Raw genomic sequence first — 12959 nt, 5'->3', positions numbered from 1 at the left:
GCGCCGTGCGGGGGCCGCGGCGAAACGGTCAGAAGCCGCGGTCGATCCACTCCTGGAGGTGCGGGGCCTCCGCGCCGACGGTCGTCGTCCCACCGTGTCCGGTGTGCACGACGGTGTCGGCGGGCAGGGTCAGCAGCCGGTCCCGGATCGAGTCGACGATCGTCGGGAAGTGGCTGTACGACCGCCCGGTGGCCCCCGGCCCGCCCTCGAAGAGCGTGTCGCCGCTGAAGAGGGCGCTCAGGGCGGGCGCGTACAGACAGACGGCGCCGGGGGCATGGCCCGGGGTGTGCAGCACGGTCAGGTCCACGCCGGCCACGGTGAGGACCTGACCGTCGGACAGGTCGCCGTCGGGCGCGCGGTCGGGGTGGGTCTGCTTCCACAGCGGCAGGTCGTCGGGGTGCAGCAGGACCGGGGCGCCGGTGCGCGCGGCGAGGGCGGGTGCGGCGTCGATGTGGTCGTTGTGGGCGTGGGTGCACACGATGGCGGTCAGCCGCCGGTCTCCGACGGCCTCGGCGATCGCGGTGGCGTCGTGGGCCGCGTCGATGACGACGACCTCGTGGTCGTCACCGACGAGCCACACGTTGTTGTCCACCTCCCAGGTACCCCCGTCGAGGCTGAACCGGCCCGAGGTGACGAGCCGTTCGATGCGCGCGGCCATCACAGCACCACCACCGAGCGCAGCACGTCGCCGTGGTGCATCCGCTCGAAGGCCTTCTCCACCTCGTCGAGGGCGATCGTCTCGGTGACGAACGCCTCCAGGTCCAGACGGCCCTGGAGATGCAGGTCGATCAGCATGGGGAAGTCACGGGAGGGCAGGCAGTCGCCGTACCAGGAGGACTTCAGGGCCCCGCCGCGCCCGAAGACGTCGAGCAGGGGGAGTTCGAGCTTCATCTCCGGGGTGGGAACACCGACGAGGACGACCGTGCCGGCCAGGTCACGGGCGTAGAAGGCCTGCTTGTACGTCTCCGGACGGCCGACCGCCTCGATGACGACGTCCGCGCCGAAACCGCCGGTGAGCTCTCGGATCGCCTCGACCGGGTCCGTCTCCCGGGAGTTGACGGCATGGGTCGCGCCCAGCTTCCTCGCGGTCTCCAGCTTGCGGTCGTCGATGTCGACGGCGATGATCTTCGCCGCGCCGGCCAGGTTCGCACCGGCGACCGCCGCGTCCCCCACCCCGCCGCAGCCGATCACCGCGACCGTGTCGCCACGCCCCACGCTGCCGGTGTTGATGGCCGCGCCGATGCCCGCCATCACACCGCAGCCCAGCAGCCCCGCCACCGCCGGCGACACCGACGCGTCCACCTTCGTGCACTGCCCCGCCGCGACCAGCGTCTTCTCCGCGAAAGCACCGATACCCAGCGCCGGAGAGAGCTCGGTACCGTCCAGCAGAGTCATCTTCTGCCGGGCGTTGTGCGTGTCGAAGCAGTACCACGGACGCCCCCGCAGACAGGCCCGGCACTGCCCGCACACCGCACGCCAGTTGAGAACGACGAAGTCCCCGGGCGCCACATCGGTCACCCCCTCCCCCACCGACTCCACCACACCCGCCGCCTCGTGGCCGAGAAGGAAGGGGAAGTCGTCGTTGATGCCGCCCTCGCGATAGTGCAGATCGGTGTGGCAGACCCCGCACGCCTGGATCTTCACCAGGGCCTCCCCCGGACCGGGGTCGGGGACGACGATCGTCTCCAGGCTGACGGGGGCACCCTTCGCGCGCGCGACGACAGCACGGACCTGGTGAGCCATGGCCACTCCTCGGCTGGTACGGGACTGAGACGGATGTTGCTCATTACGGCACACATCGCATGTGCCGCAACACAGCATCACGGAGCGCCGATCGCGGGTCAAGGGTTCGCCGACGCGGTCCACCGGCCGTGGTCGGTCCCGGCGACGGCACCGATGCCGCCCCGGTCGGCGGTCCCGCTCGTGCGGGAGCGGAGCGCCGCCCCCGATGCCCTCAGGGCGTGGGGATGCCCGCCGGGCGTGCGGGCCGGCCCAGGCGCACCGGCACTCCCGGGGAGTACAGGACGCTGACCGGCTCCTCTCGCGGCACGGGGAGGCCTGCCGCGGCGATCAGGTTCTCCTCGCACATGACCAGCTCGGCGCGGTGCAGGGGCCAGCGGGGATGGTGGTTGGGGAGGTAGGCGGCTCCGCCGAAGAAGGTGTTGTGCATCCCCCAGCGCGCCGTGAGGAAGTGCTCCAGCTCCGTCGGCTCCTCGATGCGTTCCCCCGGCCGCACGGCGATACGGCTGTACGCGCCGCGCGGGCCGGGCCAGCGGCGGGAGCTGGTGTAGGTGACGGTGTCGCCGACCGTGCGCACGCTCATCCGGGACCACAGGTACGGCAGCCGGAAGCCGGCCCGCCCCATCGCCACCGGGATCAGCCGTGCCGCGTCCATCGACCGGAAGACGACGCCGCGCCGCCCGTGCCCGTCGACGGAGTACAGGCGGACGTTGGTCTCCGGGAACGACCCGAGGTACGGGACACCGGGCAGCCGGAGCCAGCCGACCCGGTGCATCCGGAAGGCGACGAGTCCGACGTAGGTCGTCCCGTCGTGCGTGTCCGGGAGGGTCCCGGGCGGCAGCAGTCCCGCCACCGTCTCCGGAGCGACCGACCAGTGGAGGAAGCACAGGTCGAGCCACTGCTGCGTGAGAAGCGGGGAGGCTATGGCGCTCGGGGCGTCGGGGCTGAGCGGGGCCGGCTTGTGCACGGCGTCAGCATGTCAGGCGCCCCGCGGCGGACCCGGCCCGGGTCCGGGCCGGCGCTCTCGGGCAGCGCGGCTCGCGAGCGTCCAGCCACTCGGGCGTCCAGGCTCTCCGGCGTCCCGCGTCTCGGACGTCCCGCGTCTCAGATGTCCTGGTCCTTCGCCGGACGGCCGTGCGAGGTGTCGCCCGCCGTGAGGTGTTCCAGGACCTCCACGAGTTCCTGGCAGGCCCGTTCGACCGAGCGTCTGGTGTTGCGCTGTTCCATGATCACGGCCGAGAGCAGCAGGGCGGTCAGGGCCATCGTGCCGTTGAAGGCCTGGAGTTTGATCATCACCTCCACATGGCTGAGCCGGGCGAACGGACCGATCCGGTCCGTCGCGGCGACCGTGGCCATGACCGAGGTGAACAGGGCGCACAGCATGCTGCCGACGAGCAGGAAGCGCAGGGCAGCCCAGATCAGCAGCGGATAGACGAGGAAGAGCAGGCTGACCGGGCTCCGGGTGGCCAGGGGGACGAGGGCCACGCAGATCACGGCGAGCCCCGCCGCCTCCTTCCAGCGGGTCAGGTTCACGGTGCGGCGCGCCGACAGGAGCAGGAGCAGGACGGGCGTGACGAGCAGGACGCCCATCGCGTCCCCCACCCACCATCCCAGCCAGACCGGCCAGAAGGACTGCGCGTCGAGCCGGCCGGTGAGGACGAGCAGGCCCACGCCGACGCTGGCGCTCAGCAGCATCGCGGTGAGCGCCGCGAGGAAGACCAGGGCGAGGCCGTCGCGCAGCCGGGCGAGATCGGTGCGGAAGCCGACCTTGCGCAGCAGGAGCCAGGCGCAGACGGGGGCGGCGGTGTTGCCCACCACGTTGATCAGGACGAGGGGGCGCAGCGAGGTGATCGACACGATGACGAGGAGGACGCCGAGGGCGATGCCCACCCAGGCGCGCAGGCCGAGGATCAGCAGACAGGCGACCGCCACGCCCGTGGGCGGCCAGATCGGGGTGAACACGGCTCCCTCGACGACGAGCTGCCGCACGAGTCCCAGCCGCCCGGCCGCGTAGTAGCAGACGGCGACCGCGAGCGTCTGGAGGACGAAGAGGGCCGTGCTGCGCCGGTCCAGGTCCGGGATACCCACCACAGCAGCCATCAGACACCGTCACGGGGCGGTCGGCCAGGCGTGAAACGCGCTCGCGGGCGCTATGGCTGCATCCGGGGTACGTCCGTCACGAGTCCGTCGTGTCCGACCACCAGGACCGCCGCGTCGTCCTCGTGTCCGACGCGTTCGGCGCCCTTGATCACGGCGGCGGCGAGGGCGTCCGCCTCCATCCCGGCCACGGCGGCGGCGCCCGCGAGGCGTACGACCTGTTCGAGGCCCTCCTCGACGTTCAGGGTGGGACCCTCGACGACGCCGTCCGTGAGCAGGACGAAGACCCCGCCCTTGGTGAGGCGGTATCGGGTGACCGGGTAGTCCGTCCCGGCGACCACGCCGAGGGGCGGTCCGCCCTCGTCCTCGGCGATGCCGGACTTGCCGTCGGCCGTGGCCCAGACGCAGGGGATGTGTCCGGCCCTGGCGCTCTCCAGGACGCCGCTGGCGGGGTCGAGCCGCATGAAGGTGCAGGTGGCGAAGAGGTCGCTGCCGAGGGAGAGGAGCAGGTCGTTGGTGCGGGCGAGCAGCTGGCCGGGCTCGCCGGTGACGGAGGCGAGGGCGCGCAGGCCGACCCGGACCTGTCCCATGAACGAGGTCGCCTCTATGTTGTGGCCCTGGACGTCACCGATGGACAGGCCCAGGCGGCCGTCGGGCAGGGTGAAGGCGTCGTACCAGTCGCCGCCCACGTTGAGGCCGTAGCAGGCGGGGGCGTACTGGACGGCCAGACGGAATCCGGGGGCGACGGGCAGGTCCCTGGGCAGCATGCCGCGCTGGAGGGCGAGGGCCAGTTCGACGCGGGAGCGTTGCAGCTCCGCGCGCTCGCGCGCCTGGGCGGTCAGCGAGCCGAGCCTGGCCAGCAGCTCGTCGCCTTCGTCCGGGGGGCGCATGCGGGACATCGATCACTCCGGGATCACTCCGGCGGGGCGGCAGCCTCTTCGGGCAAAACTCACATTTTATGCTTAGAGGATCATATCCGGACGATGGCATGGCCGGACGGCGTGACGGAGACGGGGGAGAGTGCGGACGGGACCGTACGCGGGCGGAGCGGGCGGACCGCGCCCGTCGCCGGGACCGTGCGCGGGCGGACCAGTGCCCGTGCACGCGCGGGCAACACCGGCCCGCCGGGCCGTCCTACCGTTCGCCTGCGACCGAGTGGTGCCGGGGCCCGCACCGCCGGACACTGGACTACCGAACCCGCACGCTCCCCCGGGCAGGTGGACGTGCTCAGGAGATGACCGCTGTGAACTCCTTCTCCCCCGGCTTCCGGGGGCGCGCCCGGCGGATGGCCGACAAGCTGCCGCCGGGCCAGTACCCGACCGAGTCGTTCCCCGTGCTGTCGGCGGGCCCCACACCGAGGGTGCCCACCGACACCTGGCGGTTCACGGTGACCTCGGAGACGGGCGAGACGCACGCGTGGACCTGGGACGAGATGATGGCGCTCCCCCAGCAGGAGACCGTGCAGGACATCCACTGCGTGACGCGCTGGTCGAAGTTCGACACCCGGTGGCGCGGCGTGCCCCTGGACGCCTTCTTCGAGGACGTCGAGACGGCCGCCGACCACGTCGTGGTCACCAGCTACGGCGGCTACACCACGAACCTGCCGCTGGAGGACCTCCTCGACGGCCGAGCCTGGCTCGCGCACACGTACGACGACGATCCCCTCTCCCCCGAGCACGGCGGCCCCGCCCGGCTGCTGGTGCCGCACCTGTACTTCTGGAAATCGGCCAAGTGGATCCGCGGGCTCCGGCTGTCGCACGAGGACGAGCCCGGTTTCTGGGAGAGCGTCGGCTACCACGAATACGGCGACCCGTGGCGCGAGCAGCGCAACTGGGGCGACTGAGGGTGGGCCTCGTCTGGCGCAGGGCCCGGCTCGTCGAGCGGCGCCCGCAGAACGCCACCGCCCGCACCCTGCTCTTCACCGTCGAGGGCTGGCCCGGACACCTGGCCGGTCAGCATGTCGATGTGCGCCTGACCGCGGACGACGGCTATCAGGCCGTACGCAGCTACTCGCTGGCCGCGCCCGCCGACGGCGGGCGGATCGAGCTGGGCGTGCAGACCGTGCCGGACGGCGAGGTGTCGCCGTACCTGGCGGACGGGCTGCCGGTCGGGGCGGACGTGGAGGTGCGCGGGCCGCTCGGGAACTGGTTCGTGTGGCGGCCGGGGCGGACGGAGCCGGTGCTGCTGGTGGCGGGCGGCTCGGGGGTCGTCCCGCTGGCCGCGATGGTCCGGGCCCGCCGCCGGTCCCGGGGCGGCGGCGACTTCCGGCTGCTGTACTCGGTCCGCGGCCCCGACGACGTCTGGTACCGCGAGCACCTCACGGGCGGGGACGGCCTCGACGTGCGCTTCGTGTACACGCGGACGTCCCCGCCCGGGGACTCCCGCGGGCCCGGCCGGGTCACCGCGGCCGACCTGGCAGAGGCTGCGGCCGGGCTGGCGCCGACGAGTCCGGTCTACGTCTGCGGCCCGACCGCCTTCGTCGAGACGGTCGGCGATCTGCTGACCGGTCTCGGCCGGGACCCCGCCACCATCCGCACCGAACGCTTCGGCTGACCCCTCTTGGAGAACCCCATGGCGCGGACCGCCCCGCATCTCGACGGCAACTGCCTCGCCGGACCGCTCTCGGAGATCCTCTCCGTGGAGGCCACCGCCGCCTGGTGGCGCTGTCCCGAGTGCGCCCGCTCGGGCCCGCTGGCCGAGCTGCACGTCTACGGCCCCGAGCCGGGCCTCACCGCCCGCTGCCCCGGCTGCGCCCACGTCGCGCTGCGGCTGGTACGGGAGGGACGGTACGTGTGGCTGACGCTCGGCGGAGGAACGGGCGCGTTCCGCTTCGCTCTTGCCCAGGCGGCGTCGTCCGGTTCACCGGGCGGACCATGTTCGTGAGGCGGCCGCCCCTTGCGGAGCCGCTGCTGACGGGTACAGGCGGTTGCTGACGGCGAGTCGGTGGGTGGTTCCGTCGCGCCGTGGCGAGGCCTGTCCGGCGGATCGTGCCGGACAGGCGTCCGCCCACCGCCGCGGGCTCAGCCCTTCAGTGCCGCCATGACCACGCCCCTGGCCTCCTCCTGCACCCGGCCGAGGTGCTCGGTGCCGAGGAACGACTCGGCGTAGATCTTGTAGACGTCCTCCGTGCCGGAGGGGCGGGCCGCGAACCAGGCGTTGGCGGTGGTCACCTTGATGCCGCCGAGCGCCGCGCCGTTGCCGGGGGCCTCGGTGAGCACACCGGTGACCGCCTCGCCGGCCAGGGTGTCGGCGGTGACCTGGGCGGGCGAGAGCTTGGCCAGCAGCGCCTTCTCCTCGCGGGTCGCGGGCGCGTCGATGCGGGCGTAGGCGGGCTCGCCGAAACGGTCCGTCAGCGCGGCGTAGTGCTCCGACGGGGTCTTCCCGGTGACCGCGGTGATCTCGGAGGCGAGCAGCGCCAGGATGATGCCGTCCTTGTCGGTGGTCCACACGGAGCCGTCACGGCGCAGGAAGGACGCGCCGGCCGACTCCTCGCCGCCGAAGCCGAGCGAGCCGTCGACCAGGCCGTCCACGAACCACTTGAAGCCGACGGGCACCTCGACGAGCCGGCGCCCCAGGTCGGCGGCGACCCGGTCGATCATCGAGGACGACACCAGCGTCTTGCCGACCCCCGCGTCGGCGGGCCACTGCTCGCGGTGCGCGTAGAGGTAGGCGATGGCGGCGGCGAGGTAGTGGTTGGGGTTCATCAGGCCGGCGTCCGGGGTGACGATGCCGTGCCGGTCGGCGTCGGCGTCGTTGCCCGTCGCGATCCGGAACCGGTCGCGCTGGTCGATGAGCGAGGCCATCGCGTACGGCGAGGAGCAGTCCATGCGGATCTTGCCGTCCCAGTCCAGCGTCATGAAACGCCAGGTGGGGTCCGCGAGCGGGTTGACCACGGTCAGGTCGAGGCGGTGCTGCTCGGCGATCCGGCCCCAGTAGGCGACCGAGGCCCCGCCGAGCGGGTCGGCGCCGATCCGGATGCCGGCGGCGCGGATCGCCTCCAGGTCCAGGACGGCGGGGAGGTCGGCCACGTACGAGCCGAGGAAGTCGTGACGGCCGGTGGTGGGGGCGGCGAGGGCGCGGGCGTAGGGGATGCGCCGTACGTCCTTCAGGCCGGCCGCGATGATGTCGTTCGCCCGGTCCTGGATCCAGGAGGTGGCGTCGGAGCCGGCCGGACCGCCGCTCGGCGGGTTGTACTTGAAGCCGCCGTCGGCGGGCGGGTTGTGCGAGGGGGTGACGACCACGCCGTCCGCGAGGGCGGTGGTGCGGCCGCGGTTGTGGGTGAGGATCGCGTGCGAGACGGCCGGGGTGGGCGTGTAGCCGTCGGCGCTGTCGATGAGCACGGTGACGTCGTTGGCCGCGAACACCTCCAGGGCGGTGACGCGGGCGGGCTCGGACAGGGCGTGGGTGTCGGCGCCGAGGAAGAGGGGGCCGTCGGTGCCCTGGGCGGCACGGTACTCGCAGATGGCCTGGCTGGTGGCGGCGATGTGGTCCTCGTTGAACGCGGTGTTCAGGGACGAACCGCGGTGGCCCGAAGTCCCGAACGCGACGCGCTGCGCGGGATCGGCCGGGTCGGGGTGCAGCGCGTAGTACGCGGTGACCAGCCGGGCGACGTCGACGAGGTCCTCGGGGCCGGCCGGCCGGCCCGCTCGCTCGTGCTGCATGTGCCCGCTCCTCCATGTCGGTTGACCATTGGCTTGCGGTTCCATCTTCCCCCGTCGCGGTGATCACCCGCGAGGTCTGCGGCCCGGACACGGCGGCGGGTCACGGCAGCGGGGCGCGTCGTGGCGTGTTCGACGCGGCCTGCCGGCGAGCCGACTTGAGGCCCCGGCCCCGCGGACGTGCGGGCGCCCCCGGCGAACGCGTCCGCCCGGCCGGTCGACCAGCACGGTCCCCTCCCGTCACGTCCCGTCACGTCCCGTCGGATGAGTATCCGTACTCAGGCGCCGCCGCTCCGCCCCCGCGAAACTATGACCGGATCATCGTCCCGAGGGAGGCCCGCCCGTGTTCAGCCGAACCGTCATCGCCCTGACCCCGTACTTCGGGCGGCTCACCGTGACCAGTGAGATCAAGCTGCGCCTGCCCGCCGGGAGCATCTTCGTCGCGAACCACGACTCGATGGCCGACCCCGCCGTCGTGATGGCGGCGCTGCGCCGCTTCGATCTGGAACCGGTGGTGCTGGCGACGGCGGGGCTGTGGCGGATCCCGCTGCTGGGGAAGGTGCTGGCCCGCGAGGGGCACATCCCCGTCCACCGGGGTACGGCCCGCGCCGCGCTCGCCCTCGACGCCGCCGCCGAGGCGCTGGCCGGCGGCCGGCACGTGCTCCTGTACGGCGAGGGCGGCCTGCCGCGCCGCCGGGACGCGGCGCCGACACCGCCGGAGCCGTTCCGCACCGGTCTGGCCCGGCTCGCGCAGCGGTCCGGCGCGCTGGTCGTGCCGGTCGGTCACGCCGGCGCCCGCCGCATCGCCTCGGGCTCGGCGACCAAGCAACTGGCGGGAACCCTGACGGCCCCGGTCCGCCGCCCCCGCTGCCACGTCCACCTCGGCGCCCCGATGCGGCTGCCCGCCGAGACCGACCGGGGCACGAGAGCGGCCCACCAGGCGGTCACGGCGGCATGGCGCACGGCGGTACGAGCGGCCGGGGAACCGGCTCTGCGGGGCCGGAGCTGACGGACGCCCAGGGCCTGTTGCGAGAGCGGCCTCGTCGCCCGAAGGGCGGCCGCCCGGCGTCGTGGGGCCCCTCCCGCGCGAGCGAAGCCGAGCGTGGGGGAGCGTGCTCTCGGCGTGCCGCCCGCAAGCCCTCGTACCAGGCGTACTCGGGCCTTCGGGCGGCGCGGCGAATGGGGGGTACCCCCCACGCCCTCAACGCAGTGGGGGAGCCTGCCGGGCGTCGCGCGGCAGGCGCCACTTTCGCCACGGGCCCTACACGGCGCTGGACGGCGGAGCCGTGCTCTCCCGCACCACCAGCCGGGTGGGCACCAGCGTCGTCCCCCGCTCCGTGTCCTGCTGCCGCATCTTCCGCAGCACGGCCCGCACGCACAGCCGCCCGACCTCGGCGAAGTCCTGGTGGACCGTGGTGAGCGGGGGCAGGAAGGAACCGGCCTCGGGGATGTCGTCGAAGCCGATGACACTGACGTCCTCGGGCACGCGCCGCCCGCGTTCGTGCAGGGCGCGCAGCAGGCCCAGGGCCATCTGGTCGTTGGCGACGAAGACGGCGGTGCAGTCCTCGCGGGCGGCGAGTTCGAGACCGGCGCGGTAGCCGGACTCGGCGGACCAGTCGCCCCGGATGAGCGGCGGCGGGGTGCGGCCGGCCTCGGTGAGGGCGGCGCGCCAGGCGTCGGTGCGGCGCTGTGCGGCGAAGGAGTCCTCGGGGCCGCCGAGATGCCACACCGTCTCGTGCCCGAGGCCGAGCAGATGCTGGACGGCGGTGCGGCTGCCGCCGGCCTGGTCGGTGTCGACGACCGTGTAGTGGTCGCCGGCGTCGGAGTCGACGACCAGGACCTGGACGTACGGCGGGAGCATGATGGTCGCGGCGTCCAGGAGGTGCACCTCCATGATGACGATCACCGCGTCGACGGCCAGTTCCTCGAGCCGGGTGAACGCGCCGCGCACCTCGTCCTGGGTGGGGATGGCGACCGGCAGCAGGGTCACCGCGTAGCCCTCGGCGGCGGCGGAGGTGGCGATGGCCTCCAGGGTGCGGACGTTGCCCGTGCTGGACAGCGAGAAGGTGATCACGCCGATGGTGCGGAACTCCCCGCGTTTGAGGGCGCGGGCGGCGCTGTTGGGCCGGTAGCCGAGCTCCTTCATGGCGGCGAGCACCTGCCTCCGGGTCTCCTCGTTCACCCCCGCGTAACCGTTGGAGACCCGGGAGACGGTCTGTGAGGAGACACCCGCCAGGCGGGCCACGTCGGCCATGGAGGCTGTCGTCCGGCGTCTCGTCGTCTCGGCCGGGGTTGTTTCAGCCATGTCCACAGTGTCCCCACCTCTCTGTTCGCGCAGGTGCCACGGTCGCCCCCAAAGGACCCTTGACCATCGTAATCAGGGGAGTGTAGACATGCCGCCATCAGATGTTTACGTAAACATAACAGTCCGCCCAGGCTCTTGCGTGGCCGATGTTTGCGTAAACATCATGGTGCCGGCGGGGCGATCGGAAACGTCCGTGCAACGACCCGCCGCCTGTTCCACCACCGCACGAGCGAGGAACGACATGACGACGCTGCAACCGCCGGCGGCCGCCGCGCCGCGGCCGGCACCCCCTCCGGCGAGACGGGACCGACGCTCCTGGGCGGGGTGGGGTTTCATCGGTCCCTTCGTGGCCGTGTTCGCCCTGGTCTTCCTGGCCCCGATCGGCTACTCGATCTACCTGAGCCTGTTCCGCGACCAGCTCATCGGCGGCACCACGTTCGTCGGTCTGGACAACTACACGCAGGCGCTGAAGGACGACCAGTTCTGGGACTCCGTCGGCCGGGTGGCGCTCTTCCTCGTGGTGCAGGTGCCCATCATGCTGGGGATCGCCCTGCTGGTGGCCCTGGCCCTGGACAGCGGGCGGCTCTACGGCAAGAGCTTCTTCCGCATCACGATCTTCCTGCCGTACGCGGTGCCCGCCGTGGTCGCCACCCTGATGTGGGGCTTCATGTACGGCACCAAGTACGGCCTGGTGGGCGACATCAACGGCGCCTTCGGCGTCACGCTGCCCGACCCGCTCTCCCCCGACCTGGTGCTGGCGTCGATCGGCAACATCGTGACGTGGGAGTTCGTCGGCTACAACATGCTGATCTTCTACTCGGCGCTGCGGGTCATCCCCAACTCCCTCTACGAGGCGGCGGAGATCGACGGCGCCGGGCAGCTCCGGGTGATCACCGCGATCAAGCTCCCCGCCATCCGGGGCGCCCTGGTCATCGCGACGATCTTCTCCATCATCGGCAGCTTCCAGCTCTTCAACGAGCCGAGCATCCTGCGTCCGCTGGCGCGCAACGCCATCACCACGGACTACACCCCGAACTTCTACACGTACTCGCTGTCCTTCAACGGCCAGCAGCACAACTACTCCGCGACCGTGGCCATCATCATGGGCCTGATCACGATGGTCATCGCCTACGTCGTGCAGCTGCGCGGCATGCGCAAGGGAGCGTGACCCGATGAGCAGCCCTCTCACCACCGCCTCCCCCAGCGCCCCCGCCAAGACCGCGGGCCCCGGCCGGAGCACCCCGCGCCTGCGCGGTTCCCGCAAGCACACCCCCGGGCAGCCGAAGCGCAGCACACTGCTGACGGTGCTGACCTCCCTGGTGGTCCTCTACACCGTGGTACCGCTGATCTGGCTGGCGATCAACGCCACCAAGACCCAGGCGGGCCTGGCCGATTCGAACGGTCTGTGGTTCGCGCACGACTTCGCCCTGTGGGACAACGTCCGCGACACGTTCACCTACGACGACGGCGTGTTCACCCGCTGGCTGCTCAACACCCTTCTGTACGTGGTGCTCGGCGCCGGCGGTGCCACGCTGCTGGCGGTCCTGGGCGGTTACGCGCTGGCGAAGTTCGACTTCCCCGGCAAGCGCGGCATCTTCGCCACGGTGATCGGCGCGGTCGCGGTCCCCGCCACGGCTCTGGCGGTGCCCACCTTCCTGATGTTCAGCAAGATGGGCCTCACCGACACCCCGTGGGCGGTCATCATCCCGTCGCTGGTGTCGCCGTTCGGCCTCTACCTGATGTGGGTGTTCGCCACCGAGGCCATCCCCACCGAACTCCTCGAGGCGGCCCGCATCGACGGGGCCGGCGAGGCCCGCACCTTCTTCACCGTGGCCCTGCCGCTGCTCGCCCCCGGCATCGTGACCGTGCTGCTGTTCACCACGGTCGCCACCTGGAACAACTACTTCCTGCCGCTGATCATGCTCAAGGACCCGGAGTGGTACCCGCTGACCCTGGGCCTGAGCGCGTGGAACTCCCAGGCGGAGACCATCGGCGGCGAGGTGATCTTCAACCTGGTGATCACCGGTTCCCTGCTCACCATCCTGCCGCTGATCGCCGCGTTCCTGTTCCTGCAGAAGTACTGGCAGTCGGGCCTCGCCGCCGGAAGCGTCAAGGAGTGACCCCGCGGCCCGCCGGCCGCCCCCAAGCCCCACGTTCGA

General features: G+C 72.2%; 13 protein-coding genes. 6 read left to right on the top strand and 7 right to left on the bottom strand.

All coding sequences use genetic code 11. From position 1 onward, the window contains the following. Positions 1-28 precede the first annotated feature (28 nt). The 5 genes from ACFY2L_RS11990 to ACFY2L_RS11970 form a co-directional block, all read right to left on the bottom strand. Positions 29-658, bottom strand: a complete 630-nt coding sequence (locus ACFY2L_RS11990; protein ID WP_390656797.1) for an MBL fold metallo-hydrolase — start codon at positions 656-658, stop codon at positions 29-31. Then, complete coding sequence (locus tag ACFY2L_RS11985; RefSeq protein ID WP_390656796.1) at positions 658-1743, bottom strand: S-(hydroxymethyl)mycothiol dehydrogenase; 1086 nt, start codon at positions 1741-1743, stop codon at positions 658-660. Before ACFY2L_RS11985 ends, ACFY2L_RS11990 begins: the two co-directional genes overlap by 1 nt. 211 nt (positions 1744-1954) lie before the next feature. Next, positions 1955-2707 carry a YqjF family protein gene (locus ACFY2L_RS11980; RefSeq protein WP_390822186.1) on the bottom strand — a complete coding sequence of 251 codons (753 nt, stop codon included), beginning with the start codon at positions 2705-2707 and terminating at the stop codon, positions 1955-1957. 137 nt (positions 2708-2844) lie between these two features. After that, complete coding sequence (locus ACFY2L_RS11975; protein ID WP_390656794.1) at positions 2845-3840, bottom strand: MASE1 domain-containing protein; 996 nt, start codon at positions 3838-3840, stop codon at positions 2845-2847. A 50-nt stretch (positions 3841-3890) separates the two neighbouring features. Next, positions 3891-4736 (bottom strand): PP2C family protein-serine/threonine phosphatase, encoded by an 846-nt coding sequence (locus tag ACFY2L_RS11970; protein ID WP_390656793.1) that lies wholly within the window; start codon positions 4734-4736, stop codon positions 3891-3893. Between the two features lie 344 nt (positions 4737-5080). Between ACFY2L_RS11970 and ACFY2L_RS11965 the strand changes: the two genes are divergently transcribed. Genes ACFY2L_RS11965 through ACFY2L_RS11955 form a run of 3 tightly spaced genes read left to right on the top strand, consistent with a single transcriptional unit; the run spans position 5081 to position 6720 of the window. Next, positions 5081-5680 carry a sulfite oxidase-like oxidoreductase gene (locus ACFY2L_RS11965; RefSeq protein WP_390822416.1) on the top strand — a complete coding sequence of 200 codons (600 nt, stop codon included), beginning with the start codon at positions 5081-5083 and terminating at the stop codon, positions 5678-5680. Then, entirely contained in the window at positions 5650-6390 is a 741-nt protein-coding gene (locus ACFY2L_RS11960; RefSeq protein ID WP_390822185.1) for an FAD-binding oxidoreductase, read from the top strand. The genes ACFY2L_RS11965 and ACFY2L_RS11960 overlap by 31 nt, the downstream gene beginning before the upstream one ends. Positions 6391-6408: 18 nt before the next feature. Beyond that, complete coding sequence (locus tag ACFY2L_RS11955) at positions 6409-6720, top strand: DUF6510 family protein (RefSeq protein WP_390656791.1); 312 nt, start codon at positions 6409-6411, stop codon at positions 6718-6720. Between the two features lie 137 nt (positions 6721-6857). On the opposite strand, the gene pgm is transcribed toward ACFY2L_RS11955, so the two are convergent. Beyond that, positions 6858-8498, bottom strand: a complete 1641-nt coding sequence (gene pgm, locus ACFY2L_RS11950) for a phosphoglucomutase (alpha-D-glucose-1,6-bisphosphate-dependent) (RefSeq protein ID WP_390822184.1) — start codon at positions 8496-8498, stop codon at positions 6858-6860. Positions 8499-8838: 340 nt separating this feature from the next. Between pgm and ACFY2L_RS11945 the strand changes: the two genes are divergently transcribed. After that, positions 8839-9504 carry a lysophospholipid acyltransferase family protein gene (locus ACFY2L_RS11945; RefSeq protein ID WP_390656789.1) on the top strand — a complete coding sequence of 222 codons (666 nt, stop codon included), beginning with the start codon at positions 8839-8841 and terminating at the stop codon, positions 9502-9504. 252 nt (positions 9505-9756) lie between these two features. Here the strand turns inward: ACFY2L_RS11945 and ACFY2L_RS11940 are convergent, their stop codons facing one another. Then, positions 9757-10800 (bottom strand): LacI family DNA-binding transcriptional regulator, encoded by a 1044-nt coding sequence (locus ACFY2L_RS11940; RefSeq protein WP_390822183.1) that lies wholly within the window; start codon positions 10798-10800, stop codon positions 9757-9759. 241 nt (positions 10801-11041) lie between these two features. Here ACFY2L_RS11940 and ACFY2L_RS11935 point away from each other — a divergent pair, with 241 nt between their 5' ends. Together ACFY2L_RS11935 and ACFY2L_RS11930 are read left to right on the top strand one after the other, a co-directional pair. Beyond that, positions 11042-11968 carry a carbohydrate ABC transporter permease gene (locus ACFY2L_RS11935; protein WP_390656787.1) on the top strand — a complete coding sequence of 309 codons (927 nt, stop codon included), beginning with the start codon at positions 11042-11044 and terminating at the stop codon, positions 11966-11968. 4 nt (positions 11969-11972) lie between these two features. Further along, entirely contained in the window at positions 11973-12920 is a 948-nt protein-coding gene (locus ACFY2L_RS11930; protein ID WP_390656786.1) for a carbohydrate ABC transporter permease, read from the top strand. The last annotated feature ends 39 nt before the right edge of the window (positions 12921-12959 follow it).

The sequence above is a fragment of the Streptomyces sp. NPDC001381 genome (assembly GCF_042895685.1).
Lineage (GTDB): Bacteria > Actinomycetota > Actinomycetes > Streptomycetales > Streptomycetaceae > Streptomyces.
The sequence above is the reverse complement of the archived record's forward strand: the minus strand, read 5'-3'. Positions and strand labels throughout refer to the sequence as shown.

Coding starts and splice junctions, on each gene's coding strand:
- ACFY2L_RS11990 (WP_390656797.1), bottom strand. CDS start 658: ATGGCCGCGCGCATCGAACGGCTCGTCACCTCGGGCCGGTTCAGCCTC.
- ACFY2L_RS11985 (WP_390656796.1), bottom strand. CDS start 1,743: ATGGCTCACCAGGTCCGTGCTGTCGTCGCGCGCGCGAAGGGTGCCCCC.
- ACFY2L_RS11975 (WP_390656794.1), bottom strand. CDS start 3,840: ATGGCTGCTGTGGTGGGTATCCCGGACCTGGACCGGCGCAGCACGGCC.
- ACFY2L_RS11970 (WP_390656793.1), bottom strand. CDS start 4,736: ATGTCCCGCATGCGCCCCCCGGACGAAGGCGACGAGCTGCTGGCCAGG.
- ACFY2L_RS11955 (WP_390656791.1), top strand. CDS start 6,409: ATGGCGCGGACCGCCCCGCATCTCGACGGCAACTGCCTCGCCGGACCG.
- pgm (WP_390822184.1), bottom strand. CDS start 8,498: ATGCAGCACGAGCGAGCGGGCCGGCCGGCCGGCCCCGAGGACCTCGTC.
- ACFY2L_RS11940 (WP_390822183.1), bottom strand. CDS start 10,800: ATGGCTGAAACAACCCCGGCCGAGACGACGAGACGCCGGACGACAGCC.
- ACFY2L_RS11935 (WP_390656787.1), top strand. CDS start 11,042: ATGACGACGCTGCAACCGCCGGCGGCCGCCGCGCCGCGGCCGGCACCC.
- ACFY2L_RS11930 (WP_390656786.1), top strand. CDS start 11,973: ATGAGCAGCCCTCTCACCACCGCCTCCCCCAGCGCCCCCGCCAAGACC.